Source organism: Marinobacter sp. F3R11 (assembly GCF_003318275.1).
In the GTDB taxonomy this organism is placed as follows: domain Bacteria; phylum Pseudomonadota; class Gammaproteobacteria; order Pseudomonadales; family Oleiphilaceae; genus Marinobacter.
In genome coordinates, this window is sequence record NZ_QOCH01000017.1 from 1 (window position 1) to 24,985 (window position 24,985).

Annotated in this window: 36 protein-coding genes; 30 read left to right on the top strand and 6 right to left on the bottom strand. The window is 52.7% G+C overall.

Translation table 11 applies throughout. The features are described 5' to 3' along the window. The first annotated feature begins 206 nt into the window (after nucleotides 1-206). The 28 genes from rpsJ to rplQ all read left to right on the top strand — a co-directional run bounded on the left by rpsJ (nucleotide 207) and on the right by rplQ (nucleotide 13,833). Nucleotides 207-518: a 30S ribosomal protein S10 gene (gene rpsJ, locus DS878_RS14520; protein WP_007350503.1), complete on the top strand. Its 312-nt coding sequence runs from the start codon at nucleotides 207-209 to the stop codon at nucleotides 516-518. A 75-nt stretch (nucleotides 519-593) separates the two neighbouring features. Next, on the top strand, nucleotides 594-1,232 hold the full coding sequence (rplC, locus tag DS878_RS14525) for a 50S ribosomal protein L3 (RefSeq protein WP_113816731.1): 639 nt from the start codon (nucleotides 594-596) through the stop codon (nucleotides 1,230-1,232). 11 nt (nucleotides 1,233-1,243) lie between these two features. Beyond that, nucleotides 1,244-1,849, top strand: a complete 606-nt coding sequence (gene rplD, locus DS878_RS14530) for a 50S ribosomal protein L4 (protein WP_113816732.1) — start codon at nucleotides 1,244-1,246, stop codon at nucleotides 1,847-1,849. Next, nucleotides 1,846-2,139, top strand: coding sequence for a 50S ribosomal protein L23 (gene rplW / locus DS878_RS14535; protein WP_096784147.1), 294 nt, complete (start codon nucleotides 1,846-1,848; stop codon nucleotides 2,137-2,139). Before rplD ends, rplW begins: the two co-directional genes overlap by 4 nt. A 17-nt stretch (nucleotides 2,140-2,156) precedes the next feature. Next, nucleotides 2,157-2,984, top strand: a complete 828-nt coding sequence (rplB, locus tag DS878_RS14540; RefSeq protein WP_113816733.1) for a 50S ribosomal protein L2 — start codon at nucleotides 2,157-2,159, stop codon at nucleotides 2,982-2,984. Nucleotides 2,985-3,007: 23 nt separating this feature from the next. Next, nucleotides 3,008-3,283 (top strand): 30S ribosomal protein S19, encoded by a 276-nt coding sequence (gene rpsS / locus DS878_RS14545; protein WP_096784145.1) that lies wholly within the window; start codon nucleotides 3,008-3,010, stop codon nucleotides 3,281-3,283. A 17-nt stretch (nucleotides 3,284-3,300) separates the two neighbouring features. Next, nucleotides 3,301-3,633: a 50S ribosomal protein L22 gene (gene rplV, locus DS878_RS14550; RefSeq protein ID WP_096784144.1), complete on the top strand. Its 333-nt coding sequence runs from the start codon at nucleotides 3,301-3,303 to the stop codon at nucleotides 3,631-3,633. Between the two features lie 11 nt (nucleotides 3,634-3,644). Next, nucleotides 3,645-4,328 carry a 30S ribosomal protein S3 gene (gene rpsC / locus DS878_RS14555; protein WP_096784143.1) on the top strand — a complete coding sequence of 228 codons (684 nt, stop codon included), beginning with the start codon at nucleotides 3,645-3,647 and terminating at the stop codon, nucleotides 4,326-4,328. A 12-nt stretch (nucleotides 4,329-4,340) separates the two neighbouring features. Beyond that, nucleotides 4,341-4,754, top strand: coding sequence for a 50S ribosomal protein L16 (gene rplP, locus DS878_RS14560; protein ID WP_071267348.1), 414 nt, complete (start codon nucleotides 4,341-4,343; stop codon nucleotides 4,752-4,754). After that, complete coding sequence (gene rpmC / locus DS878_RS14565; RefSeq protein ID WP_096784142.1) at nucleotides 4,754-4,945, top strand: 50S ribosomal protein L29; 192 nt, start codon at nucleotides 4,754-4,756, stop codon at nucleotides 4,943-4,945. The genes rplP and rpmC overlap by 1 nt, the downstream gene beginning before the upstream one ends. 1 nt (nucleotide 4,946) lies before the next feature. Then, on the top strand, nucleotides 4,947-5,213 hold the full coding sequence (gene rpsQ, locus DS878_RS14570) for a 30S ribosomal protein S17 (protein WP_113816734.1): 267 nt from the start codon (nucleotides 4,947-4,949) through the stop codon (nucleotides 5,211-5,213). A gap of 18 nt (nucleotides 5,214-5,231) precedes the next feature. Continuing rightward, nucleotides 5,232-5,600 carry a 50S ribosomal protein L14 gene (gene rplN / locus DS878_RS14575; protein ID WP_012139776.1) on the top strand — a complete coding sequence of 123 codons (369 nt, stop codon included), beginning with the start codon at nucleotides 5,232-5,234 and terminating at the stop codon, nucleotides 5,598-5,600. A gap of 17 nt (nucleotides 5,601-5,617) precedes the next feature. Beyond that, entirely contained in the window at nucleotides 5,618-5,938 is a 321-nt protein-coding gene (gene rplX / locus DS878_RS14580; protein ID WP_113816735.1) for a 50S ribosomal protein L24, read from the top strand. A 15-nt stretch (nucleotides 5,939-5,953) separates the two neighbouring features. Then, nucleotides 5,954-6,493: a 50S ribosomal protein L5 gene (gene rplE, locus DS878_RS14585; RefSeq protein WP_113816736.1), complete on the top strand. Its 540-nt coding sequence runs from the start codon at nucleotides 5,954-5,956 to the stop codon at nucleotides 6,491-6,493. Between the two features lie 13 nt (nucleotides 6,494-6,506). Continuing rightward, nucleotides 6,507-6,812, top strand: a complete 306-nt coding sequence (gene rpsN, locus DS878_RS14590; protein ID WP_100641172.1) for a 30S ribosomal protein S14 — start codon at nucleotides 6,507-6,509, stop codon at nucleotides 6,810-6,812. Nucleotides 6,813-6,901: 89 nt separating this feature from the next. Beyond that, nucleotides 6,902-7,294 carry a 30S ribosomal protein S8 gene (rpsH, locus tag DS878_RS14595; protein WP_113816737.1) on the top strand — a complete coding sequence of 131 codons (393 nt, stop codon included), beginning with the start codon at nucleotides 6,902-6,904 and terminating at the stop codon, nucleotides 7,292-7,294. A gap of 9 nt (nucleotides 7,295-7,303) precedes the next feature. Next, on the top strand, nucleotides 7,304-7,837 hold the full coding sequence (gene rplF, locus DS878_RS14600; protein WP_113816738.1) for a 50S ribosomal protein L6: 534 nt from the start codon (nucleotides 7,304-7,306) through the stop codon (nucleotides 7,835-7,837). Between the two features lie 9 nt (nucleotides 7,838-7,846). Beyond that, on the top strand, nucleotides 7,847-8,194 hold the full coding sequence (gene rplR, locus DS878_RS14605; protein ID WP_113816739.1) for a 50S ribosomal protein L18: 348 nt from the start codon (nucleotides 7,847-7,849) through the stop codon (nucleotides 8,192-8,194). 12 nt (nucleotides 8,195-8,206) lie between these two features. Beyond that, nucleotides 8,207-8,707, top strand: coding sequence for a 30S ribosomal protein S5 (rpsE, locus tag DS878_RS14610; protein ID WP_113816740.1), 501 nt, complete (start codon nucleotides 8,207-8,209; stop codon nucleotides 8,705-8,707). A 4-nt stretch (nucleotides 8,708-8,711) separates the two neighbouring features. Next, nucleotides 8,712-8,900, top strand: a complete 189-nt coding sequence (rpmD, locus tag DS878_RS14615; RefSeq protein ID WP_012139786.1) for a 50S ribosomal protein L30 — start codon at nucleotides 8,712-8,714, stop codon at nucleotides 8,898-8,900. 1 nt (nucleotide 8,901) lies between these two features. After that, on the top strand, nucleotides 8,902-9,336 hold the full coding sequence (rplO, locus tag DS878_RS14620; RefSeq protein ID WP_113816741.1) for a 50S ribosomal protein L15: 435 nt from the start codon (nucleotides 8,902-8,904) through the stop codon (nucleotides 9,334-9,336). Nucleotides 9,337-9,353: 17 nt separating this feature from the next. After that, nucleotides 9,354-10,676, top strand: coding sequence for a preprotein translocase subunit SecY (gene secY, locus DS878_RS14625; RefSeq protein WP_113816742.1), 1,323 nt, complete (start codon nucleotides 9,354-9,356; stop codon nucleotides 10,674-10,676). Nucleotides 10,677-10,706: 30 nt separating this feature from the next. Further along, the gene (rpmJ, locus tag DS878_RS14630; RefSeq protein ID WP_008174902.1) at nucleotides 10,707-10,820 is read left to right on the top strand and encodes a 50S ribosomal protein L36; all 114 of its coding nucleotides are present in this window, start codon (nucleotides 10,707-10,709) and stop codon (nucleotides 10,818-10,820) included. 142 nt (nucleotides 10,821-10,962) lie between these two features. Continuing rightward, nucleotides 10,963-11,319, top strand: coding sequence for a 30S ribosomal protein S13 (gene rpsM, locus DS878_RS14635; protein WP_113816743.1), 357 nt, complete (start codon nucleotides 10,963-10,965; stop codon nucleotides 11,317-11,319). Nucleotides 11,320-11,332: 13 nt separating this feature from the next. After that, nucleotides 11,333-11,722 (top strand): 30S ribosomal protein S11, encoded by a 390-nt coding sequence (gene rpsK, locus DS878_RS14640; RefSeq protein ID WP_044387623.1) that lies wholly within the window; start codon nucleotides 11,333-11,335, stop codon nucleotides 11,720-11,722. 18 nt (nucleotides 11,723-11,740) lie between these two features. Further along, nucleotides 11,741-12,361: a 30S ribosomal protein S4 gene (rpsD, locus tag DS878_RS14645; RefSeq protein ID WP_113816744.1), complete on the top strand. Its 621-nt coding sequence runs from the start codon at nucleotides 11,741-11,743 to the stop codon at nucleotides 12,359-12,361. 35 nt (nucleotides 12,362-12,396) lie between these two features. Then, complete coding sequence (locus DS878_RS14650) at nucleotides 12,397-13,401, top strand: DNA-directed RNA polymerase subunit alpha (protein WP_113816745.1); 1,005 nt, start codon at nucleotides 12,397-12,399, stop codon at nucleotides 13,399-13,401. A gap of 33 nt (nucleotides 13,402-13,434) precedes the next feature. Beyond that, the gene (gene rplQ, locus DS878_RS14655) at nucleotides 13,435-13,833 is read left to right on the top strand and encodes a 50S ribosomal protein L17 (RefSeq protein ID WP_096784129.1); all 399 of its coding nucleotides are present in this window, start codon (nucleotides 13,435-13,437) and stop codon (nucleotides 13,831-13,833) included. Nucleotides 13,834-13,890: 57 nt separating this feature from the next. On the opposite strand, the gene uvrA is transcribed toward rplQ, so the two are convergent. Next, nucleotides 13,891-16,725 carry an excinuclease ABC subunit UvrA gene (gene uvrA / locus DS878_RS14660; RefSeq protein ID WP_113816857.1) on the bottom strand — a complete coding sequence of 945 codons (2,835 nt, stop codon included), beginning with the start codon at nucleotides 16,723-16,725 and terminating at the stop codon, nucleotides 13,891-13,893. A 177-nt stretch (nucleotides 16,726-16,902) separates the two neighbouring features. Here uvrA and DS878_RS14665 point away from each other — a divergent pair, with 177 nt between their 5' ends. After that, nucleotides 16,903-18,273: an MFS transporter gene (locus DS878_RS14665; protein WP_113816746.1), complete on the top strand. Its 1,371-nt coding sequence runs from the start codon at nucleotides 16,903-16,905 to the stop codon at nucleotides 18,271-18,273. Nucleotides 18,274-18,330: 57 nt separating this feature from the next. Then, nucleotides 18,331-18,867 carry a single-stranded DNA-binding protein gene (ssb, locus tag DS878_RS14670; RefSeq protein ID WP_113816747.1) on the top strand — a complete coding sequence of 179 codons (537 nt, stop codon included), beginning with the start codon at nucleotides 18,331-18,333 and terminating at the stop codon, nucleotides 18,865-18,867. 53 nt (nucleotides 18,868-18,920) lie between these two features. On the opposite strand, the gene DS878_RS14675 is transcribed toward ssb, so the two are convergent. The 5 genes from DS878_RS14675 to glnA all read right to left on the bottom strand — a co-directional run bounded on the left by DS878_RS14675 (nucleotide 18,921) and on the right by glnA (nucleotide 24,636). Continuing rightward, nucleotides 18,921-19,667 (bottom strand): ParA family protein, encoded by a 747-nt coding sequence (locus DS878_RS14675; RefSeq protein ID WP_113816748.1) that lies wholly within the window; start codon nucleotides 19,665-19,667, stop codon nucleotides 18,921-18,923. Between the two features lie 41 nt (nucleotides 19,668-19,708). Next, nucleotides 19,709-21,133, bottom strand: coding sequence for a nitrogen regulation protein NR(I) (glnG, locus tag DS878_RS14680; protein WP_113816749.1), 1,425 nt, complete (start codon nucleotides 21,131-21,133; stop codon nucleotides 19,709-19,711). Further along, nucleotides 21,130-22,227 carry a nitrogen regulation protein NR(II) gene (gene glnL / locus DS878_RS14685; protein ID WP_113816750.1) on the bottom strand — a complete coding sequence of 366 codons (1,098 nt, stop codon included), beginning with the start codon at nucleotides 22,225-22,227 and terminating at the stop codon, nucleotides 21,130-21,132. The genes glnG and glnL overlap by 4 nt, the downstream gene beginning before the upstream one ends. 279 nt (nucleotides 22,228-22,506) lie before the next feature. Beyond that, the gene (locus DS878_RS14690; protein WP_113816751.1) at nucleotides 22,507-23,034 is read right to left on the bottom strand and encodes a DUF4124 domain-containing protein; all 528 of its coding nucleotides are present in this window, start codon (nucleotides 23,032-23,034) and stop codon (nucleotides 22,507-22,509) included. Between the two features lie 198 nt (nucleotides 23,035-23,232). Then, nucleotides 23,233-24,636: a glutamate--ammonia ligase gene (glnA, locus tag DS878_RS14695; protein ID WP_113816752.1), complete on the bottom strand. Its 1,404-nt coding sequence runs from the start codon at nucleotides 24,634-24,636 to the stop codon at nucleotides 23,233-23,235. Nucleotides 24,637-24,985 lie beyond the last annotated feature (349 nt).

Here is a 24,985-nt window from a genome sequence, read left to right on the forward strand (position 1 = left end):
AGCGAAGATTATCGAGTAATCTGCTCGTTTGATCTGGAAAAGGGGCTGATTTGATCAGCCCCTTTTTCTGTTTTAGTTGCAATGTATGGTTCAGTCAGGTTGTCTGGCGTGGCTGTTGACAGGGTTGTTTATTCTGCATACAATGCGGCTCCTTTTTTTGAAGGTCAGCGAAAGGTTTCGCTGCTACGAGTGGAGTTTGGTGCAACATGCAAAGCCAAAAGATTCGGATCCGGTTGAAGGCGTTTGATTATCGCCTGATCGACCAGTCCACACAGGAGATTGTCGATACCGCAAAGCGGACCGGCGCTCAAGTGCGTGGACCTATTCCTCTGCCTACGCGCAAGGAAAAGTTCACCATTCTGGTTTCCCCGCACGTCAATAAAGATGCGCGCGATCAGTATGAAATTCGTACCCACAAGCGTTTGCTCGACATTGTTGAGCCAACGGAAAAGACAGTAGATGCTTTGATGAAGTTAGACCTGGCAGCAGGTGTAGACGTTCAGATCAGCCTCGGTTAATGCCGCCAGGTATTAACCTGTGTAACTGTCCTAAGGCCATAGAGGGTGAGAGCCCCGTACACTTAGAGGTGAAACATGGCAATTGGTATTGTCGGTCGCAAGGCCGGTATGACCCGTATTTTTACGGAAGACGGGCAAGCGTTGCCCGTAACGGTGATTGAGGTTGAACCTAACCGTATCACCCAACTCAAGACCCTTGAAAATGACGGCTATCGCGCGGTTCAGGTAACCGTGGGTTCGCGTCGTTCCTCTCGCGTTAACAAGAGTGCAGCAGGCCATTTCGCAAAAGCCGGCGTAGAAGCGGGTCGTAGCGTATGGGAGTTTCGTCTGGCAGATGGTGAAGGTGAAGACCTGGCCGCTGGCAATGAAATTACAGCTTCAGTTTTTGAAGACGGTCAGGTTGTTGATGCTACCGGTACATCCAAAGGTAAAGGTTTTCAGGGCGGTGTAAAGCGCTGGAACTTTTCCATGCAGGATGCCACGCACGGTAACTCACTGTCTCACCGTGCTCCGGGTTCTATTGGTCAGAACCAGACTCCGGGCAAGGTATTCAAAGGCAAGAAGATGGCGGGTCAAATGGGTAATGTGCAAGTTACAGTGCAGAACCTGAAAATTGTCCGTGTCGACGCTGAGCGCAACCTTCTGCTGGTTAGTGGTGCCGTACCTGGCGCAACTGGCGGCGATGTTGTCATCAAGCCTGCTGTTAAAGCCTGAGGAGCGGTTCGATGGAATTGACTATTACAGGTAGCGGTAAGGAAGTTACAGTTTCCGAGACTGCTTTCGCGAAAGATTTTAACGAGTCGTTGGTTCATCAGGTAGTCACTGCTTATATGGCAGCTGGCCGCCAGGGTACCAAGGCTCAGAAAACCCGTTCAGAAGTCAGCGGTGGCGGTAAGAAGCCGTGGCGTCAGAAGGGTACGGGTCGTGCCCGTGCTGGTACTATTCGCAGCCCGATTTGGCGCTCTGGTGGTGTGACCTTCGCTGCAAAGCCTCGTAGCTTTGAGCAAAAGGTAAACCGCAAGATGTACCGTGCTGCTATGTGCTCTATCTTCTCCGAACTCGTTCGTCAGGAACGTCTGGTTCTGGTAGATGACTTCGCTGTCGATGCACCCAAAACCAAAGTGTTTGCCGCCAAAATGGCAGACCTGGGCATCTCCAATGCGTTGATTCTTACGGATAGTGTTGAGCACAACCTGCATCTGGCCTCCCGTAACGTTCCTCACGTTGATGTGCGTGATGTTGCGGGTCTGGATCCGGTTAGCCTGGTTGCCTTCGAGAAAGTCGTGGTGACTGTTCCCGCTCTGAAGAAGATCGAGGAGATGCTGGGATGAATCAGGAGCGTATTTATAAGGTCCTTTTGGGGCCGCACGTATCGGAGAAGGCTTCTCTGGTTGCTGAGCATGGTCAGGTAGTTTTCCGGGTTGCCCCGGATGCCTCCAAGCCAGAGATCAAGAAGGCTGTTGAGCAGTTGTTCAACGTCACCGTAGAAGGTGTTCAGGTTCTGAATCGTAAGGGCAAGCTTAAACGCACTGCCCGCGGGTTCGGCAAGCGTAATGACATTCGTAAGGCTTACGTTAAGCTGGCAGAAGGTCAGGACATCGATTTTCTGGATGTGGAATAAGGTAAAGGGGTCGTAATATGCCGATCGTCAAAACCAAACCAACATCTGCCGGACGCCGTCACGTTGTAAAGCTTTACAACCCGGATTTGTATAAAGGGCGCCCTTACGAACCGTTGGTCGAATCACAAAGCAAGTCGGGTGGTCGTAACAATGCTGGCCGCATTACTACCCGGCATATTGGTGGTGGACATAAACAGCACTACCGTATCATTGACTTCAAGCGGACCAAAGATGGTATTCCTGCGTCAATTGAACGCATTGAATACGATCCTAACCGCTCAGCGCACATCGCTTTGATCAAGTATGCCGATGGCGAGCGTCGTTACATTATCGCTCCTAAAGGTATGCAGGTTGGAGATCCTGTGCGTTCAGGAATCGACGCGCCGATCAAGGTCGGAAGCACATTGCCACTGCGAAATATTCCAGTGGGTTCTGTGGTTCATTGCGTTGAGCTCAAGCCTGGCAAAGGTGCACAGCTGGCTCGCTCCGCGGGCGCATCCGTACAGCTGGTTGCTCGGGAAGGCGCTTATGCGACTATCCGCCTGCGTTCAGGTGAAATGCGTAAGGTGCTTGTTGATTGTCGTGCCACATTGGGTGAAGTATCCAATAGTGAGCACAGTCTCAAGCGGCTTGGTAAAGCGGGTGCATCACGTTGGCGTGGCAAGCGTCCAACAGTACGTGGTGTTGCTATGAACCCAGTTGACCACCCGCATGGTGGTGGTGAAGGGCGTACCTCTGGCGGGCGTCACCCGGTTACTCCGTGGGGTGTTCCGACCAAAGGGCATAAGACTCGTAAGAACAAACGTACTGACAAAATGATAGTACGTCGTCGTTCAGCCAAGTAAACGACTACATAGAGGTAAATGCTGTGCCACGTTCTTTAAAGAAAGGTCCTTTTATAGACCTGCATCTGTTGAAGAAGGTCGAAGCAGCTCTGGAAGCGAACGACAAGCGGCCGATCAAGACCTGGTCCCGTCGTTCAACGATCTTCCCAGAGTTCGTAGGTTTGACCATTGCAGTCCACAACGGAAGGCAGCACGTGCCGGTTTATGTGACCGAAGATATGGTCGGGCATAAACTGGGTGAGTTCGCGGCAACGCGTACTTATCGCGGCCATTCGGCCGACAAGAAAGCTAAACGCTGATTGTGAGGGGAATAGAAATGGAAGTAGCAGCCAAGTATAAGGGCGCTCGCCTCTCAGCTCAGAAAGCTCGTCTTGTTGCCGATCAAGTTCGCGGCAAGGCTGTTGAGGACGCCCTAAACATTCTGACTTTCAGCCCTAAGAAGGCAGCGGTGATTATCAAGAAAGCTCTTGAGTCCGCCATTGCCAACGCTGAGCATAACGAAGGTCTGGACGTTGACGAACTGCGGGTTTCCACCGTTATGGTGGATGAGGGCCCGACGCTCAAGCGGATCAAAGCTCGAGCCAAGGGGCGCGCTGATAGAATCATGAAGCGCACCTGTCATATCACCGTCAAGGTCGCCGACAAGTAGGAGATGCTCAGATGGGTCATAAAGTAAATCCAACCGGCATGCGCCTGGGTGTGATCAAAGAGCACAACTCAGTATGGTATGCCGATAAAAAGGAATACGCGAAGAACCTGTTGAACGATATTCAGGTTCGCGAATTCCTCGACAAACGTCTTGTAAAAGCGTCTGTCAGCAAGATTGTGATCGAGCGCCCTGCTCAGAACGCCCGCATCACGATCCATACTGCCCGTCCCGGTATAGTTATCGGTAAGAAGGGTGAAGATGTTGATCGTTTGCGTCGTGAAGTTGGCGCAATGATGGGTGTGCCTGTGCACATCAACATCGAAGAAGTCCGCAAGCCGGATCTGGATGCCCGCCTGGTAGCGCAAAACGTTGCCGGTCAGCTGGAGCGTCGTGTGATGTTCCGTCGTGCTATGAAGCGCGCGGTTCAGAATGCCATGCGTCAAGGCGCCAAGGGTATCAAGATTCAGGTTGGTGGTCGTCTCGGGGGTGCTGAGATTGCGCGTTCCGAGTGGTATCGCGAAGGTCGTGTTCCGCTGCACACACTGCGTGCAGATATTGATTACGCAACCTACGAAGCGCATACCACTTACGGCGTAATTGGCGTCAAGGTATGGATCTTCAAAGGTGAGATTCTTGGTGGTATGGAACAAGTCCGTGCTGACAAGAAAGCCTCTGGGAAGAAAGGTTCTAAGTAAAGGGGCAATCTTATGCTGCAACCAAAACGCACCAAATTTCGCAAGGTAATGAAAGGCCGTAACACGGGTCTTGCTCACCGTGCCAACAAGGTGAGCTTCGGTGAATACGGATTGAAAGCGACGAGTCGCGGACGTATAACTGCACGCCAGATTGAGGCGGCGCGGCGTACCATGACTCGTAAAATCAAGCGGGGCGGTAAGATCTGGATCCGGGTTTTCCCGGACAAGCCGATCACCGGTAAGCCGCTTGAAGTACGTATGGGTAAAGGTAAGGGTTCTGTTGAGTATTGGGTGGCGGAAATTCAGCCAGGCCGTATGCTCTACGAGATGGAAGGCGTTGCTGAAGATATAGCACGCGAGGCTTTCACTCTCGCAGCGGCGAAGCTGCCGGTACAGACCACCTTCGTAACTAGGACGGTGATGTGATGAAAGCAACAGAGCTGCGTGAAAAATCAGCCGCGGAGCTGAACAAGGAGCTGATCGACCTCCTGAAGGAGCAGTTCAATCTGCGCATGCGCAAGGCGACAGGTCAGCTTAATCAGTCTCACCTTCTCGCCGGCGTGAAGCGTGATATTGCTCGCGTGAAAACAGTTTTGAATGAAAAGGCAGGAAAGTGACATGACTGAAGCTACCCAATCTGCCAGGACTCTTAGCGGCAAGGTCGTGAGTAACAAGATGGAGAAATCCATCGTGGTGCTGGTTGAACGTCAGGTAAAGCACCCTCTGTACGGAAAGTACATGAAGCGTTCAACCAAGATCCACGCTCATGATGAGAGCAACCAATGCAATATCGGTGACAAAGTGACCATTCAGGAAACCCGTCCGGTCTCCAAGACCAAGAGTTGGGCCCTGGTTGAAGTCATCGAACATGCGTCCAAGGTGTAAAGCGCCCGGAGAACAACCATGATTCAGACTCAGACAATGCTTGAAGTCGCGGATAACAGCGGTGCGCGTCAGGTGATGTGCATTAAGGTCCTGGGCGGTTCACACCGGCGCTATGCCAGCGTAGGGGATGTTATTAAGGTAACCGTTAAGGAAGCCATCCCCCGTGGTAAAGTGAAAAAGGGCCAGGTCCTGAAGGCTGTAGTAGTACGCACTCGTAAGGGTGTTCGTCGTCCTGATGGATCGCTGATCCGTTTTGACGGCAATGCGGCGGTACTTCTGAACAATCAGGACGCTCCCATTGGTACCCGTATCTTCGGACCGGTTACCCGTGAACTGCGTAATGAAAAGTTCATGAAAATTATCTCACTGGCACCCGAAGTACTTTAAAGGACCAGAGGCCGGTTATGAAAAAGATTAAACGAGATGACGAAGTAATCGTCACCACGGGGAAAGACAAAGGTAAACGTGGTAAAGTCCTGAAAGTTCAGGACGATGGTAAAGTGATTGTTTCTGGCATCAATATGATGAAGAAGCACACCAAGCCTAACCCGATGCTGGGCACCCCAGGTGGCATCGTCGAAAAAGAAGCACCTATCCAGGCTTCCAACGTGGCTATTTTTAATCCGCAGACCGGCAAAGCCGATCGTGTTGGCTTCCAGACCAAGGAAGACGGCGTAAAAATGCGGATCTTCAAAGCGACGAAAGAAGCTGTCGATAACCAGTAAGCGGTGGTGGTTACGATGCTTAACATGAAAGAGCAGTACAGCAAGGAAGTGATACCTGCCCTGCAGAAAGAGTTCGGTTTTACGAACATCATGCAGGTGCCACGTATTGAAAAAATCACCCTTAATATGGGTGTCGGTGAAGCGGTTGGTGATAAAAAGCTGATTGAAAATGCTGTCGCGGATCTAGAGCGCCTGGCAGGACAAAAAGTTGTTGTTACCAAGGCACGTAAATCTGTAGCGGGTTTCAAAATCCGTGAAGGTTGGCCGATTGGTTGTAAGGTTACCCTGCGCGGTGAACGCATGTGGGATTTCTTTGATCGTCTGGTTCACATTGCGGTTCCCCGTATTCGTGACTTCCGCGGTCTGAATCCCAAGTCCTTTGACGGGCGCGGTAACTACAGCATGGGTGTGCGTGAGCAGATTATCTTTCCGGAGATTGAGTACGACAAAGTCGACAAAATCCGAGGTCTTGATATCACCATTACCACCACTGCCAAGACCGACGATGAAGGTCGTGAGCTGTTGAAAGCTTTCGGTTTTCCGTTCAAGAAATAAAGGAACGAGAGTAATGGCTAAGGTTTCCATGAAAAACCGTGAGCTCAAGCGTGAGCAAACCGTTGCGAAGTATGCAGCGAAACGCGCAGAGCTCAAGGCGATTATCAAGAACCCGAATACCAGCGATGATGACCGTTGGGATGCACAGATGAAGCTGCAACAGCTTCCTCGGGATGCTTCTCCTTCGCGTCTTCGTAATCGTTGCCAGGTGACTGGTCGTCCTCACGGCGTTCTTCGCAAGTTCGAACTTTCCCGGATTAAACTCCGTGAATACGGCATGCGTGGTGACGTTCCAGGCCTGACCAAGGCAAGCTGGTAAGATAGGTGTCCTGACTCAGGTCAGGATGCCTGTTGGTAAGCGGTGCGGCACGCCGCTGCACAACTAAAAAGATCAGGAGCCTCATACTAATGAGTATGCAAGATACGCTTGCGGATATGGTAACCCGTATACGCAACGCACAGATGGCATCGAAAGCAGACGTTACGATGCCGTCTTCAAAGATGAAGATCTCGGTGGCCCAAGTCCTTAAGGACGAAGGTTACGTTGAGGATTTTTCCGTTACATCCGACGTAAAGCCCGAGCTTACGATCACTCTTAAGTATTTCGGTGGCAAGCCGGTTATAGAGTCGATCAAACGGGTTAGTCGTCCGAGCCTGCGCCAGTACAAGGGCACTGGGGAACTGCCGAAAGTATCCGGTGGTCTGGGAGTCGCGATTGTCTCTACGTCCAAGGGCGTAATGACAGACCGCGCTGCACGTGCTGCCGGCGTGGGTGGCGAAGTCATCTGCACCGTATTCTAGGAGAATCACATGTCCAGGGTTGCCAATAATCCTGTCGTGCTGCCTTCCGGTGTTGAGGTTAAGCTAAACGGACAGGAAATTAGTGTAAAGGGCTCCAAAGGAGCACTTCAGTTTTCGATTCACCAAGCGGTTGAGGTAAAGCAGGAAGAGAATCTTCTGCGCTTTGCTGCCCGTGATGGTGCCCAAAAGTCCCGCGCTCTTGCTGGTACGACCCGCGCGCTGGTCAATAACATGGTGACCGGTGTATCCGCAGGCTTCGAGCGCAAGCTCCAGCTGATCGGTGTAGGTTATCGGGCCCAGGCACAAGGTAAGAAGCTCAATCTGACTCTGGGTTTTTCTCACCCGGTTGAATATGAGCTGCCCGAGGGGATTACCGCAGAAACTCCGTCCAATACGGAAGTAGTTATTCGCGGTATCGACAAGCAACAGGTTGGCCACGTCGCTGCGGAAATCCGCGCGTTCCGTCCGCCCGAGCCTTATAAAGGCAAAGGTGTTCGGTATGCGGATGAGCAGGTAAGACGTAAAGAAGCCAAGAAGAAATAAGGCGGGACTATGAGCGCGAATAACGAAAGATTGCGTCGCGCACGCAAAGTGCGCATGAAGATCCGTGAGCTGGGCTCGACACGTTTGTGCGTTCACCGCACCCCGCGTCATATGTACGCTCAGGTTACATCAGCAGATGGCAGCAAAGTAATTGCCACTGCCTCCACGTTGGATAAGGAACTGCGCCAGGGTGCAACCGGTAACGTGGACGCCGCTAAAAAGGTTGGTCAGCTTATTGCTGAGCGCGCCAAGGCGGCAGGTATTGAGCGGGTGGCATTTGACCGCTCCGGTTACCGTTATCATGGGCGTGTTCAGGCTCTGGCCGACGCAGCCCGTGAAGCTGGCTTGCAATTCTAAGAGGTGGAGAAGATGAGCGTTAACGATCAGAAGGCGCCTGAGCTCCAGGAAAAGCTGGTTCAGGTTAATCGCGTCGCTAAAGTGGTCAAGGGTGGTCGCGTTTTCGCGTTTACCGCACTGAGCGTTGTTGGTGACGGGAAAGGGCGCGTTGGCTTCGGTCGCGGCAAGGCACGTGAAGTGCCGGTCGCTATCCAGAAGGCAATGGAAGCTGCACGTAAAAACATGGTAGATGTGCCGCTTAATGGTACGACTCTGCAGTACGCAGTGCGAGCCCAGCATGGTGGCTCCAAGGTGTACATGCAGCCGGCCTCTGAAGGTACAGGTATCATCGCCGGTGGTGCGATGCGCGCGGTGCTTGAAGTTGCAGGTGTTCAGAACGTACTTTCCAAGTGTTACGGGTCTACCAACCCGGTGAACGTAGTACGTTCCACCATCAAGGGTCTTCAGGCCACTCAGGCTCCTGAAGATATTGCAGCCAAGCGCGGTAAATCCGTCGAAGAGATTCTGGGTTGAAGTCATGGCGAACGCAAAAACGATCAAAGTAACTCTGACCCGCAGCCCTATTGGCTGTCAGCCTAAGCACAAACTGTGTGTGAAAGGCCTGGGTCTTCGTAAAATCGGTCACACCGTTGAAGTGGAAGATACACCTTCCATTCGCGGCATGATCAACCGGGTAGATTACCTGGTTCGGGTTGAGGAGAACTAAGATGCGTCTGAACGAACTTAGTCCGGAACCCGGTTCACGCCCGTCCGCAAGGCGCGTAGGTCGTGGTATCGGAAGCGGTCTCGGTAAAACCGGCGGTCGCGGTCATAAAGGTCTGAAATCTCGTTCCGGTGGCAGTGTTGCACCTGGTTTCGAGGGTGGTCAGCAGCCTCTGGCTCGTCGTTTGCCGAAGTTTGGCTTCACTTCACGTCAGCAACGTTACGTTGCTGAGATTCGCCTTAATGAGTTGGCGAAGGTTGAAGGCGATGTAGTGGATCTTGCCGCCCTGAAAAAGGCCGACATCATCCGTGAGGAAATTCGCGAAGCCAAGGTTATTCTGTCCGGCGAACTTGACCGTGCAGTGACCGTAAAGGGACTTCGGGTAACCAAAGGCGCGCGCGAGGCAATTTCTGCCGCGGGTGGTAAAGTCGAAGACTAAGGCGAGTCGAGGACTAAATGGCCAAGAACGCATCATTGCCTTCGGGCGCGGGAAAAGGACTGGCAGAGCTGAAGTCACGGCTCTGGTTTGTTTTCCTGGCATTGCTGGTGTACCGGATTGGTGCGCACATTCCTGTGCCAGGTATAAATCCCGACCGACTGGCAGCACTGTTTGAGCAGAATCAGGGCACGATCCTGAGTATGTTCAACATGTTTTCAGGTGGTGCGCTCGAGCGCATGAGTATCTTCGCTCTCGGTATCATGCCGTATATCTCGGCCTCGATTATCATGCAGCTCATGACTGCGGTCAGTCCGCAGCTTGAGCAGTTGAAAAAAGAGGGTGAGGCTGGACGTCGCAAGATAAGCCAGTACACGCGGTATGGTACGGTTATCCTGGCTTTGGTTCAGGGTTTTGGGATCTCCGTCGGGCTGGCATCGCAAGGTGTCACCTTTAACGATAGTTACAGCTTCCACTTCGTGGCCGTTGTATCCTTTGTTAGTGGCGCAGTCTTTATGATGTGGCTGGGTGAGCAGATCACCGAGCGGGGTGTTGGAAACGGTATCTCACTCTTGATCTTCGCTGGTATCGTCGCTGGACTTCCAGGGGCAATTGGTCAGACTCTCGAGCAGGCTCGAAATGGTGAAATGAGCTTGTTGGTGGTTCTGGGTATTGGTGTTCTTGCTATTGCGGTGGTTGGCTTCGTAGTCTTCATGGAACGTGGTCAGCGTCGCCTGACAATCAACTACGCCAAGCGTCAGCAAGGTCGTCAGGTTTTCGCCCAGCAGTCCAGCCATCTACCGTTAAAGGTGAATATGGCCGGGGTGATACCACCGATCTTCGCTTCTTCTATTCTGTTGTTCCCTGCGTCATTGGGGCAGTGGTTTGGTCAGGGCGAAGGCATGGAATGGCTCAGTGACGTTTCCCAGGCTCTGGCTCCAAGCCAACCGTTGTACATTATTCTGTTTGCAGCAGCAGTCGTATTCTTTTGCTTCTTCTATACAGCGTTGATGTATAACCCGAAGGAAGTCGCGGATAACCTCAAGCGCTCTGGAGCGTTTATTCCGGGCATACGTCCGGGCGATCAGACCGCCAAGTATATCGATGGCGTCCTGACCCGTCTGACATTGTTCGGTGCAATGTACATTGCAGCAGTCTCTCTGTTTCCTCAGTTTCTGATGGTAGCCGGGAATGTGCCCTTCTATCTGGGAGGCACCTCACTGCTGATTGTTGTAGTCGTCGTGATGGATTTCATGGCTCAGGTACAGTCGCACCTGATGTCCCACCAGTATGAATCGCTGATGAAGAAATCCAATCTCAAGGGCTATGGTCGGAACGGTTAATCCCGTTCCCCTTGAAAACTGGAGTCGACAATGAAAGTACGCGCTTCGGTAAAGAAAATTTGCCGTAACTGCAAAGTAATTCGTCGCAATGGCTCAGTAAGAGTCATTTGCTCGGAGCCTCGCCATAAACAGCGTCAAGGCTGATTCCTTCGGGAAATGTCCTTGCCTGTAAAAGGGGTATTAATGATAGCGCTTGACTCGGTAGCGGGTCAGGCGCTATTATTTCGCGCCCTTTTATAGTGGCGGAAAATTCACACAGCAAAGCTTTGAACGCGGAGTAATTTGGATGGCACGTATAGCCGGTGTCAATATACCCGATCACAAACATGCTGTTGTCTCTCTCACCTATATTTTCGGTGTTGGCAGAACAACAGCCCAAAAGCTTTGCGATGCAACCGGCGTTAAGCCGGACGTCAAGGTCAAAGACCTGTCCGACGAGCAGCTTGAGACACTTCGTACTGAAGTGGGTAAGGTTATCGTTGAAGGCGATCTGCGTCGTGAAGTACAGATGAACATCAAGCGTTTGAAGGATCTCGGATGTCACCGTGGTCTGCGCCATCGTCATGGACTGCCAGTCCGTGGTCAGCGCACCAAGACCAACGCACGCACCCGTAAAGGTCCACGCAAACCTATTCGTAAGTAACAGGTAGGCAAACATGGCAAAGCCAGGTACACGTACCCGTAAAAAGGTGAAAAAGACCGTTGTTGATGGCGTCGCGCATATTCACGCGTCCTTCAACAACACTATCGTGACCATTTCAGACCGTCAGGGCAACGTCCTGTCCTGGGCCACTTCCGGTGGTTCCGGTTTCCGTGGGTCACGTAAAAGTACACCTTTTGCTGCGCAGGTAGCAGCTGAAAGAGCCGGTAACGCGGCTGCTGAATACGGCCTTAAAAACCTGGACGTAGAGGTTAAAGGACCCGGGCCAGGACGTGAATCTGCAGTTCGCGCATTGAATTCGTGCGGCTACAAAATCACGAACATCACAGATGTGACGCCGATTCCTCATAACGGTTGTCGTCCGCCCAAAAAGCGCCGCGTCTAACACAGGAGACAGTGAAATATGGCTCGTTATATAGGCCCGAAGTGCAAGCTGTCTCGTCGTGAAGGGACAGATCTTTTTCTGAAGAGCGGTGTTCGCGCGCTGGATTCAAAGTGCAACATCGAAACCCCACCGGGTATGCACGGTGCGCGTCGCGGTCGTCTGTCCGAATACGGCGTACAGCTTCGTGAAAAACAGAAAGTTCGTCGTATTTACGGCGTTCTGGAAAAGCAATTCCGCAACTACTATAAAGAGGCAGCTCGTCTTAAAGGTGCAACCGGTGAAAACCTGCTGCAACTTTTGGAAACGCGCCTTGATAACGTTGTATATCGCATGGGTTTTGGTTCTACCCGTGCTGAGTCCCGTCAGCTCGTCTCTCACAAGGCGATCCTGGTAAATGACAAGGTAGTGAACATTGCTTCCTACAAAGTCAAGCCAGGTGATGTTGTGAGTGTGCGTGAAAAAGCCAGAAATCAATTGCGTGTTAAAGGCGCATTGGATCTTGCTTCTAGCCGTTCACCGGTGAGCTGGGTAGAGGTCGACGCCGCTAAGATGTCCGGCGTTTACAAGTCAGTGCCAGAGCGTACTGAATTGCCGGCCGACATCAACGAGAACCTCATCGTCGAGCTTTACTCCAAGTAAAGCCCTGTTAGCAACGATAGTAGATAGGGGCGTCTATGCAGCGTTCAGTACATGAGTTATTGACACCTCGTACCATTGACGTAAAAGAATCTGGCCCTACGCGCGCCAAGGTAACGCTTGAACCTCTGGAAAGGGGCTTTGGCCATACTTTGGGAAGTGCGTTGCGTCGAATTCTCTTGTCTTCGATGCCGGGCTGCGCCGTGACAGAAGCGCAGATCGACGGTGTCTTGCACGAGTACAGCGCAATCGAAGGTGTCCAGGAAGACGTTATTGAGATTCTTCTTAATCTCAAAGGCGTTGCGGTAAAAATGAACGGTCGGGACGACACTGAGCTTACGCTCAGCAAGAAAGGCCCGGGCGTCGTTACAGCCGGTGATATCAAGCTGGATCATGATGTTGAGATCTCTAACCCGGATCACGTGATTTGTCATCTCAGTGAGAAGGGCGAAGTGAACATGCGCTTGCGCGTGGCACGTGGTCGTGGCTATGAGCCGGCTGATCAACGTGGTCTCGATGAAGATGAAACCCGTGCAATCGGACGTCTGCAGCTGGACGCAACCTTTAGCCCGGTTCGTCGTGTCGCCTATTCCGTGGAAAGTGCACGGGTAGAGCAGCGCACCGATCTGGACAAGCTGGTTATCGACCTGGAGACTAATGGCACTATTGATCCGGAAGAAGCAATTCGCCGGGCAGCCACGATTCTCCAGCAACAACTGGCGGTATTTGTCGACTTTGATCATGAAAAAGAACCAGAACGCGTTGAAGAAGAGGAAGAAATCGATCCGATTCTGCTGCGCCCGGTTGATGATCTTGAGTTGACAGTGCGTTCAGCGAACTGCTTGAAGGCTGAAAATATTTACTACATCGGCGATCTTATCCAGCGCACAGAAGTTGAGCTGTTGAAGACGCCTAACCTTGGTAAGAAGTCGCTCACCGAGATCAAGGACGTTTTGGCGTCCCGTGGTTTGTCTCTGGGTATGCGTCTTGATAACTGGCCGCCGGCTAGCCTTCGTGGCGACGACCGGGTTCTGGGCGGTTGATTGCCGATTAGTTTAAGGTAAGGAATCAGAGCAATGCGTCATCGTAAGAGTGGTCGTAAGTTCAGCAGGACCAGTGCGCATCGCAAGGCCATGTTTCGTAACATGACTGCGTCACTGGTTGGTCATGAGCTGATTAAAACAACGCTGCCGAAAGCCAAAGAGCTTCGTCGGGTAGCTGAACCTTTGATCACGCTCGCCAAGAAAGATTCGGTAGCGAATCGTCGTCTGGCGTTTTCTCGCCTGCGCGACGACGCAGCGGTTGCCAAGCTGTTTGATGAGCTTGGCCCCCGTTACAACGAACGCCCGGGTGGTTACCTTCGTATTCTGAAGTGTGGCTTCCGTGCTGGTGACAATGCCCCTATGGCATTTGTTGAACTGGTAGGCCGTCCGTTGGATATCGAAGCAGAAGAAGTGGACGAAGGCGACGAGTAAAATCGTTGTATCGTTAAAAAACCGGAGTCGGAAACGCCTCCGGTTTTTTTCGTGCCCTCAGACTGTCAGCATTTGCTTGAGATAGCGGCCGGTATGTGAGGCAGGGTTGCCAGCAACCTGTTCTGGTGTGCCTTCTGCGATGATGTTCCCGCCACCAGAGCCACCTTCTGGCCCAAGGTCTATCACCCAGTCCGCGGTTTTGATGACATCAAGGTTATGCTCGATAACTACTATGGTGTTGCCGTGATCTCTTAGACGCTGGAGAACATTCAGCAGTTGTTGTATATCGTAAAAATGGAGACCTGTGGTTGGTTCATCCAGGATGTACAAGGTTTTTCCGGTATCTCTTTTAGAAAGTTCTTTTGCGAGTTTCACGCGCTGAGCCTCTCCGCCAGACAAAGTCACTGCACTCTGACCCAGGCGAATATAGGAAAGCCCTACATCGATGAGAGTTTGTAGCTTTCTCGCAAGAAAGGGTACTGCATCAAAAAATTCCCGGCCTTCCTCAACGGTCATGCTCAGCACTTCATGGATATTCTTTCCTTTGTAGCGCACTTCGAGGGTTTCCCGGTTATAGCGCTTTCCTTTGCATACGTCGCAGGGAACATATACATCCGGAAGGAAATGCATTTCAACTTTTATCATTCCGTCTCCCTGACAGGCTTCGCAACGTCCTCCTTTGACATTGAAAGAGAAGCGCCCTGGCTTGTAGCCCCTTGATCGGGCTTCCTGGGTACCAGCGAACAACTCCCTGATGGGGGTGAACAGGCCAGTGTAGGTTGCAGGGTTTGAACGCGGTGTTCTTCCAATGGGGCTCTGGTCGATATCAATCACCTTATCCAGCTCATTGAGGCCGGTCATTGATTCATAAGGTGAATGACTAAGGCTGGTGGCCTTGTTCAGTTTCGTCGCTGCGACAGGATAGAGAGTGCTGTTTATCAGGGTTGACTTGCCAGAGCCCGAAACACCGGTCACGCAAGTCATTATTCCCAGTGGAAGCGAGAGGGTAACATTTTGCAGGTTGTTACCCGTTGCTCCGGTCAGGGTCAGAGTTTTGCCTGTGCCTTTGTTTCTGGTTTGGGGAATTGCAATTTTTTTAGCGCCGCTGAGATATTGCCCGGTCAGCGAGTCGGGGTTTGCAAGGATCTGTGCCGGCGTACCCTGAGCGATGATCTTTCCGCCGTGAACGCCAGCGCCCGGGCCGATATCGATAACATAGTCGGCAGCACGAATGGCGTCCTCATCGTGTTCGACCACTATCACAGTATTGCCCAGGTCGCGGAGGTGGGTGAGCGTACTCAGTAGCCGGTCGTTGTCCCGTTGATGGAGGCCAATAGAGGGCTCGTCCAGTATGTACATCACTCCGACCAGCCCGGCACCTATCTGACTTGCCAGCCTTATTCTTTGTGCTTCTCCGCCCGAGAGCGTATCGGCGCTACGCTCCAGTGTCAGGTATTCCAGGCCGACGTTGACCAGAAACTGGAGACGTTGCCGGATCTCTTTGGTTATTTTCTCCGCGATTTCCCCGCGGCGCCCGGGCAGCTGAAGCTGGTCAAAGTAGGTATAAGCTTCACCTATCGGGAGGTGTGTCAGGTCGGGCAGATTGTGCTGCTCAATGAAAACGTGCCGGGCGCTGCGCCGCAGTCGGGAACCGTTGCAGTCCTTACATGCCTGGGTGCTGAGGTTGCGTGCAAGCTCTTCTCGAACGCTTGGGGAGTCAGTTTCCCGGTAGCGCCGTTCGAGATTGGGAATGATGCCTTCGAAAGAGTGGGATTTTTCCATGATTTGGCCACGGGAATTTACGTAGCGAAATGGAATCTCCTCAGTGCCGGAGCCGTAGAGCAGGGTAGTCCGGAACTTCTCAGGTAGGTCGGCCCAGGGTGTTTCAAGGTCAATGCCATAGTGTTCGGCAACGCTGCTCAGCATCTGAAAGTAATAAACTGCTCTGCGATCCCATCCTTTGATGGCGCCGGCGGCGAGGGTAGCTTCAGGGTGCTGTATGATCTTTTCCGCATCAAAAAACTGTTTAACACCCAGTCCATCACATGTGGGGCAGGCACCGGCTGGATTATTGAAGGAAAACAGCTTGGGCTCTAATTCACTCAGGGCGTAGCCGCATTGGGTGCAGGCATATTTCGCAGAAAAAGTTTTCTCTTCGATATTGCTGTTTTTGTCACCGTCCATTGCGGCGACAAGCGCTATGCCTTCGGCCAGACCCAGGGCTGTCTCAAAACTCTCGGCAAGTCGTTGTTCCAGGCCGGGCTTTACTTTAAATCGATCAACTACGACGTCGATCTGGTGTTTGCGTTTTTTGTCGAGTGCCGGGACATCGTCGATATCGTAAACTGTGCCATCGACCCGCAGCCGGATAAAACCCTGGCTGCGCATGGTTTCCACTATCTGGAGATGTTCGCCTTTACGATCGCGGATAACCGGTGCGAGGATCATCAGCTTGCTGTTTTCCGGCATCCCGAGCACCTGGTCAACCATCTGGCTAACGGTTTGCGCTTCCAGTGGCAGGTCATGATCCGGGCACCTTGGCTCCCCGGCGCGGGCAAAAAGTAACCGGAGGTAGTCGTAGATTTCGGTGATGGTGCCTACGGTTGAGCGAGGGTTGTGTGATGTTGACTTCTGCTCAATGGAGATGGCGGGAGACAGGCCTTCGATATGGTCAACATCCGGCTTTTCCATCATGGACAGGAATTGTCGCGCATAGGTGGACAGAGATTCCACATAGCGCCTTTGGCCTTCGGCATAAAGTGTGTCAAATGCCAGGGATGATTTGCCTGAGCCGGACAGGCCGGTAATGACGATCAGTTTGTCCCTTGGTATATCCAGGTCGATGTTCTTCAGGTTGTGGGTCCGTGCCCCTTTGATCTGGATATGATCCATAACGCCTCGCTCGCAGAAAAAACGGAAATTATACCGTGTTACGCCCGCCACGGCGAAGGTGCAGGTAATCTTGTAGCTGTCCCCCGCAGGGGAAGCTTCTGCTACAATGCGGCGCCTGCTTATCATATATTCTTGCGCAGGGGCATGCTTTCAACCCCGGGAGAGGAGCCAATCGCCATGAACGCCCTGGAAAAACGCTCCGTAGCTGCGTTGGCATCGGTTTATGCCATCCGCATGCTTGGGTTGTTTATGGTAATGCCCGTCTTTATGTTGCTTGGTGGCGAACTCAAGAGCGCAACACCGGCCCTGCTGGGTTTTGCCATTGGGGCATACGGCCTGAGCCAGGCTCTGCTTCAGATACCATTTGGCCTGCTTTCTGACCGGGTAGGCCGAAAGCGCATGATCTATATCGGCCTGATTCTTTTCGCTGCAGGCAGCGTTCTCGCAGGTTCAACAGATTCAATATACGTGGTTATTGCGGGCAGGATTCTTCAGGGTGCCGGAGCTGTGGCAAGTGTGCTCATGGCTCTGCTCAGTGACCTGACGCGGGAGGAAGAACGCACAAAGGCCATGGCGACCGTGGGTATTTCAATCGGGCTTTCGTTTTCAGTTTCTCTGGTTCTGGGGCCGTTGTTGGGAGCTGTGTGGGGGTTGTCCGGTATTTTCTATGCGACCGCCGTGCTTGCCATAGTGGCCCTGCTCATCGTCAGCCGTGTGGTGCCGACACCCCATCAATATAAAACAAGCGCCGACACTCATCCTGTTAAAGCCATGTTGGGTCGCGTCCTGTCGGATAAGCGCCTGTTGCGCCTGGATTTCGGTATTTTTGCGCTGCACCTGGTGTTGACGTCGTTGTTTCTGGTGTTCCCGACTATGCTGCGGGACCAGCTTGGGCTTCCCGGCAGTTCGCACTGGTGGTTTTATCTCACCGTGATGCTTACCTCATTTTTCGCCATGGTGCCGTTTATCATTATTGGCGAGAAGAAGCGTAAAATGAAGCCTGTTTTGTGTGGTGCTATTGCTCTGCTAACACTTGCCACAGCAGGCCTTTCCGGGATATCCGGCAGCTTGCCGGTCGCGTGGGTTGTGCTGTTTTTCTTTTTTATGGCGTTCAATCTTCTGGAAGCCAGTCTGCCATCCCTGATCAGTAAAGAGGCTCCAGCGGCAAGCAAGGGAACAGCGATGGGGGTCTACTCTACTTCCCAGTTTATGGGCGCTTTTCTGGGCGGTGCTTTTGGTGGCTTCCTGTTGCAGCGTGTTGGAGTCGAAGGTGTTGTCTGGCTTATGGTGACAGTTCTCGGGCTCTGGTTATTGGCAGCTTTGACTATGGCTGCGCCGGGCCATACCTCGGGTTTCGTGGTACAGTTGCGGGATATGGTCGGCGATCAGTACGACGAAGTTGATGGCAGTCTGCGCCGCTTGCCGGGAGTGCAGGATGTGGTCATTATTGAAAATGCTGCCACCGCTTATCTGAAGGTGGATCGAGAATATTTTGATGAGGCGTTGCTCGCGGACTTCCCTTTCGTCCGGCAGGGCAGCAGTTCTTGAAATCCGGAGGCCCGCAAGGAGAGTGGGTGTCGCTGAAAACTGAATCAGGAGCAGAACATGGCACGAGGCGTAAACAAAGTCATACTTATCGGGAATCTCGGGCAGGATCCGGATACCCGCTATACCCCGAACGGCAATGCCGTGGTGAATCTGACTCTTGCAACGGATGAGAGTTACAAGGATCGCCAGACCGGCCAGATGGTTCCGAAAACTGAATGGCATCGCATTGTCATGTTCGGAAAAATTGCTGAGGTGGCGGGCCAATACCTGAGGAAGGGGTCAAAGGTCTATATCGAGGGTAAACTACAGACTCGTAAATGGCAGAACAAAGAAGGCCAGGACGTATACACCACAGAGGTGGTTGTGGATATTAATGGCCAGATGCAGATGCTGGACAGTCGCGGTGGTGAAGGCGGCATGAATCAGGGTGCGCCTGCCGGTCGTCCTCAGCAGCAGTCGGCTCCGGCTGCACCTGCTCAGAGCAACCAGCAGCCTCAGCAGTCCGGAGGTTACAGCCAGAACCCCAGCCAGCCAGCGCAGGGTGGCAGCATGCCTGAGCCGGTCGACGACTTTGATGACGACATACCATTTTAACCTCTGGTGAATTGGGTTTGTAAAGAAAAGCGGCTGCCTCGGTGGCCGTTTTTTTATATCCGGAGTTCGGCGCGGGTCTCGGACCATAACTGCCGATAGGAAATGGCTGGCTGTGATCTCGGGCTGAGTAATTCAAGGGGTAGCCCTTCCTCACCCATCCGCTCTACTGCACTGGAATAGGGGATCATCGCTTTTGACGGCTTATCAAACAGTTTCGAGTTCTGCTCTATGAGTTCCCGATGGAGTTTTTTGCGTCGATCTACCAGGGTGAAAAAAGGCCGTAGCTTTTTTGCGCCTAGTTTCTTGTCGCAGACAAATTCATGAAACTGCTTCCAGCTGTTTAACGATAACCAGGTGGGAACCAGAGGTACGTAGACAAGGTCGGCGACCTTCAGGACCTGTTCCGTCAATCGGGACTGGCCTGGCGGGCAGTCCAGTACTACAAGGCTGGTTTCCTCTGCCAAAGGCGAAAGCATTTCTTTTAATGGCAGGCTACGTTCGTCTTCCTCTAGCCGTATATCCAGGTTCCGGAAACTTTTGTGGGCAGGTATGAAATCCAGGTTGGGGTAGACGTCTTCTTCTATAAAGTCTGCAATAGGGGCTCGCCCTTCAAGCAATTTTGAAATTTTCTTCCCTTCGCCGGGCTTGCCACCGGACAAATAAAAGCTTGCAGAGCCCTGAGAGTCGAGATCCCACAATAGTGTGCGGAACCCGCAGGAACTTGCAAGATAGGCAATGTTTACAGCAGAAGCGGTTTTTCCAACGCCGCCCTTTGGACTATAAAATGCTATGGTTCTCATGTCCCAAGGACTCCTGGTCGGTAATCATGCCGTGCTCCGTTTTACTCTTCTTCTATGCTGTCCATGTCCAGTTCATTGATCTTGCGCGTGAGGGTGTTTCGTCCCCAGCCTAGCAGAATCGATGCATCCCGGCGACGCCCTCCAGTGTGCTTCAGGGCTGTTTCTATCATGATTTTTTCAAACTCCGGCACGGCGGATTCCAGAATGGATTGTTCGCCCCTTTTCAGGGCCTGATCAGCCCAGGCCCTGAGGCCTTCCTGCCAGGTAACCCCGGAAGTGGTGGGTTCGCTTTGATGACGTAGCTCTGGTGGAAGGTCATCAATGTGAATCTCTCTGCCGCTGGCCATGACAGTGAGCCAGCGGCAAGTGTTTTCAAGCTGGCGTACATTGCCAGGCCAGGGCAGGGTTGTCAGGTAGTTTTCTGCTTCGGGGCGCAGGATCTTCGGCTCGACAGAAAGCTCTCTGGCAGCTCTTTGCAAGAAGTGCTGCATCAACCGTGGAATGTCTTCGCTGCGTTCAGCCAGTTTTGGCAGGTGTATGCGGATCACATTCAGGCGATGGAACAGGTCTTCCCGAAAGGAGCCGGCCTGGACGAGTTTCTCCAGATTCTGGTGCGTTGCAGCGATGATGCGAACATCGACTTTGATAGGAGTTGTGCCGCCAACGCGGTAAAACTCGCCATCTGCCAGCACCCGAAGAAGTCGGGTCTGGGTGTCGCCAGGCATGTCACCAATTTCGTCCAGAAACAGTGTGCCGCCGTTGGCTTGTTCAAATCGACCCTGGCGAACCGCGGTTGCTCCGGTGAACGCACCCTTTTCATGCCCGAAGAGTTCAGACTCTATAAGATCCCGTGGAATGGCAGCCATATTGAGCGCTATAAACGGATGCCGTGCTCGGGGACTGTGGTTGTGCAGAGCCTGTGCGACCAGCTCTTTACCGGTTCCGCTTTCACCATTGATCAGCACGGTGATGTTGGAGTGGGAAAGCCGGCCGATAGCACGAAAAACTTCCTGCATGGCCGGCGCTTCACCAATGATTTCGGCGTTCTGTTGGATGGCCTCTTGCTGAGGCTGAGAAACAGCGCGTTTTTCATGGCTGTGAGCAACAGCGCGCTTTGCCAGAGCAACGGCGTCGTCAACATCGAAGGGTTTTGGAAGGTATTCAAAAGCCCCGGTTTGATAACTGGTGACTGCGCTTTCCAGATCTGAGTGGGCAGTCATGATGATGACGGGCACATCTGGATATGCTGCAACAATTTGCGACAACAGTGTGATGCCGTCTACTCCGGGCATGCGGATATCGCTGATGATGGCATCGGGCTGTTCGCCCGCCAGGCGCCTCATGATGTTTTCACCATTCTCGAAGACGGTGGGCTGCATGCCTGCCTGACTCAGGGCGCGTTCAAGCACCCAGCGTATGCTGCGATCGTCATCGACGATCCAAACGTTTGCGGATTGTTCGCTCATGATATGCCCTCCAGGGGCAGGAAGATGATGAAGTCTGTCTGGCCGGGCTCACTTTCACATTCAACCAGCCCATGGTGCTGGCTGATGATGCTTTGGGTAATGGAAAGTCCAAGTCCCGTGCCGTTAGCCCGGCCACTGATCATGGGGTAGAAGATATTCTGACGCAGGTCCGGAGCAATCCCCGGGCCATTGTCAATTATGTCTATCCGGCACACGAGCCTGTGGCGCCTTGGGCCGATGGTGACCTGTCGCAGGGCTCGAGTCCGGAATGTAATTGTGGGCGTTTTGTTGCCGCCGGGGTGAGTTGCCTCGCTTTCAAAGGCTGCTTCCATGGCGTTGCGTGCAATGTTCAGGAAAGCCTGGATCAGCTGCTCTTTGTCTCCGGAAAATTCCGGCAGGCTCGGGTCATAGTCTCGCAGGAACAACAACCGGCCTTTGCTTTCCGCCTCCAGGAGGGTACGCACTCGCTCAAGGATTTCGTGAATGTTCGTTGGCGCGGGTCTCAGAGCCTTGTTAGGACCAAGCATGCGGTCAACAAGGCTACGCAAGCGATCGGCTTCTTCTATGATGACCCGGGTGTATTCTCGCTGGTCTTCGCTGTTCAGTTCCCTGTCCAGTAATTGAGCTGCGCCGCGAATACCCCCGAGTGGGTTTTTGATTTCATGGGCCATGCCGCGCACGAGTGTTCTGGTGGTTTCCTGTTGCGATAGAAGATCCTCTTCACGACTTATTCGCAGCAGACGCTCCTGTGGCTGCACCTCCAGCAGCAGTGCCGGGGGATTATGGTCCAGGAGCGACACGGAATAATCCACTACTCTTCTGGAGCCGCTGGCTAGAACAAATTCCGTTTCCCTTCGGGTATAAGGCTGTCCGGTTTCTGCGGCTGTGCGAAGGATGCTGAGAGTGCTCTCTGCATCGAAAAGAATACCGCTGAGTGGCAGCCCTGCGCTGCGAGTCATACTTGTCTCAAACAGGCTCTCCGCCGCTGGATTCAGGTAGCGGATGATGAGGTTGTTCTCCAGCACAAGAACTGCTGTTGCCAGATTGTCCAGCATGTTCTTGTATTGGTCTGTATTGGCTGGTGGATGTGCCATACGTGCTTCCTGTTGGTTTTAAGCCGGAAGAGCGGGATGGTGTTTTGCCATGCGCTCCTTGCATCTTACTCAACCGCTATAACAGGAGTCAGCAAAAACTGAACCAGTTTGGAGTCCCGGTGTGGTGCTGGTGCAAGAAAACAGGAAGTAGCCCTGAGATGCGTTATTTCAGGGTAAATTTCGGGAAAGGAGCTGGGCAGCATAAGCCTGTTGCGCTGTTGCTGCCCATATAGGTGCACTATAATAGTGCGCTAGCACCATTGAAGTGCGCCGCGTCTGTCAGTTTTGAACGGAAGGGCGGTGAACAGTGAAGCGAATCGGAGCCCCTGATTTAATCTGGACGCCATTTTTGTCCACAATATGGATGCCTGCTTCATGGGTGCCACGAAATACATTACTGACGATGATTGAGCCGGAGGTGCTCTGTCCGACTGGCTGGCCGTCCAGAGTTACTTCGTATTTGTGATTTGGCTCAAGGCCAGGCGTACTGCTCATTCTGAACTGTATATCGCCACTACCACTATGAAATGCCTGATCGTCTTTGGGGTAAGTGAACGAGACGCTTTCGTAGATCGAGCCTTCGCGTTTTACCTCTTCCCTGAGCTTTTCTGTTTCGCGGACATTTTGAGGTTTGGGGAGGGTTATCGTGGTAACGGGCTTAACCTCGACTGCTTTCGCGCCTTTTGACGGCTCGTCAGAAAAGGTTACGTTGCCGTGGGCGTCCACGTTACGGTAAACCTCAGCAGCGGAGACAGGTCCTGTGATCAGGAGCATCAGTCCTACGGTGATTCCAAGCCTGGGATTCATAAGTACAAACCTGCAGTAATGTTTGTACTGATTATCAATGGCCGGGGAGGCCTTTTCAATGTGCGAATGGGGAGATGAAGGTTACATATCGTTAAGAGCAGTGGCATTGTGTCGAAGGTCACAAAAATAACCAGATAAAAAAAGCCCCGCTCACGGGTGAGCAGGGCTTTGGGTGCTGCTATTCAGTGCAGCCCGGTATTAGCATGAATAGTACAATTCAAACTCAACCGGGTGAGTTGTCATGTTGATGCGCTCAACCTCGCCACGTTTCAGGTCGATATAGCCCTGAATCATGTCTTCAGTAAATACGCCGCCGCGAGTCAGGAACTCGTGATCTTCTTCCAGGCAATCCAGTGCTTCCTGCAGGGTTTCAGCAACTTTCGGGATGCTGAGAGCTTCTTCTTTAGGCAGGTCGTACAGATCCTTGTCCATGGCATCGCCAGGGTGAATCTTGTTCTGGATGCCATCAAGGCCAGCCATCATCAGTGCAGAAAATGCCAGGTATGGGTTGGCAGCCGGATCCGGGAAGCGTACCTCTACGCGGCGAGCTTTGGGGCTGGTCACGTACGGGATACGGATAGAAGCTGAACGGTTGCGGGCAGAGTAGGCCAGCATAACCGGCGCTTCAAAGCCGGGAACCAGGCGCTTATAGCTGTTGGTAGCCGGGTTGGTGAAGGCGTTGATTGCTTTAGCATGCTTGATAATGCCACCAACGTAGTACAAGGCCTCGTCACTCAGGCCCGCGTAGCTGTCACCTGCGAACAGGTTTTTGCCATCTTTGCTCAAGGACATGTGAACGTGCATGCCGGAACCGTTATCGCCAACTACAGGTTTCGGCATGAAGGTTGCCGTTTTGCCGTAGGCATGGGCTACGTTGTGTACGCAGTACTTGAGGATCTGAACTTCGTCGGCCTTCTTGGTCAGAGAGTTTGCTCCGACGCCGATTTCACACTGGCCTGCTGTACCCACTTCGTGGTGGTGTACTTCGATAACCAGACCCATGGATTCCATGGCTGCGCACATGGCGCCCCGCAGGTCGTGCAGGCTGTCTACTGGCGGTACCGGGAAGTAACCACCTTTGACGCCAGGACGGTGACCTGTGTTGTTGCGATCAAAGTCGTCGCCGGAAACCCAGGCTGCTTCTTCGGAGTAGAGCTCGTACATAGAGCCCTGCATGTCGGTTTTCCACTTGGCTGAATCGAAAACGAAGAACTCGGGCTCGGGGCCAAACAGGGCGCCATCCGCGATTCCGGTAGACTTCAGGTATTCTTCGGCCCGGCGGGCAACAGAGCGTGGATCCCGCTCATAGCCTTGCATGGTAGATGGCTCGACAATGTCACAGGTGATGTTGATCGTGCTTTCTTCTGTGAACGGGTCAAGAACGGAGCTGGTGTCATCCGGCATCAGAATCATGTCGGATTCGTTGATGCCTTTCCAGCCAGAGATGGAGGAGCCATCAAACATCTTGCCTTCAGAGAAGAAATCTTCATCGATCTCGGATGCAGGGATGGTGACATGCTGCTCTTTACCCCGACTGTCGGTGAAGCGCATATCAACCCATTTGACTTCGTGTTCTTTAATCAAATCAATTGTCTTGGACATTGTGGATGCTCCATAAGTAACCCCGCGTCGCGGGTGTATTCGTGATCATATCCCGGATTGCTCTGGATAGGCTGAAGTCCGGTCTTTTGTTCAGATCTATGCAGCTTAACAAAAGCTGCTGATGCTTACCTTCACATTTCGGTTTAACGAGTGTTCGAAAACCTGGTGAACGGATCAAAGCAAGGTGCTTGCCAGTTTTCATAGGTTGCTTCACGGCAGCAGTTTTTATGGCGCGGATCATGGGCCAGCAGCCAGCCTGTGTGAATTTGGTTCGGTAAATATCCGGCAAGTCTCGCTTATACTCGCCCTATAATGGTGCGGCGTTGGCGGCTCGGTCATTGCATTGCTC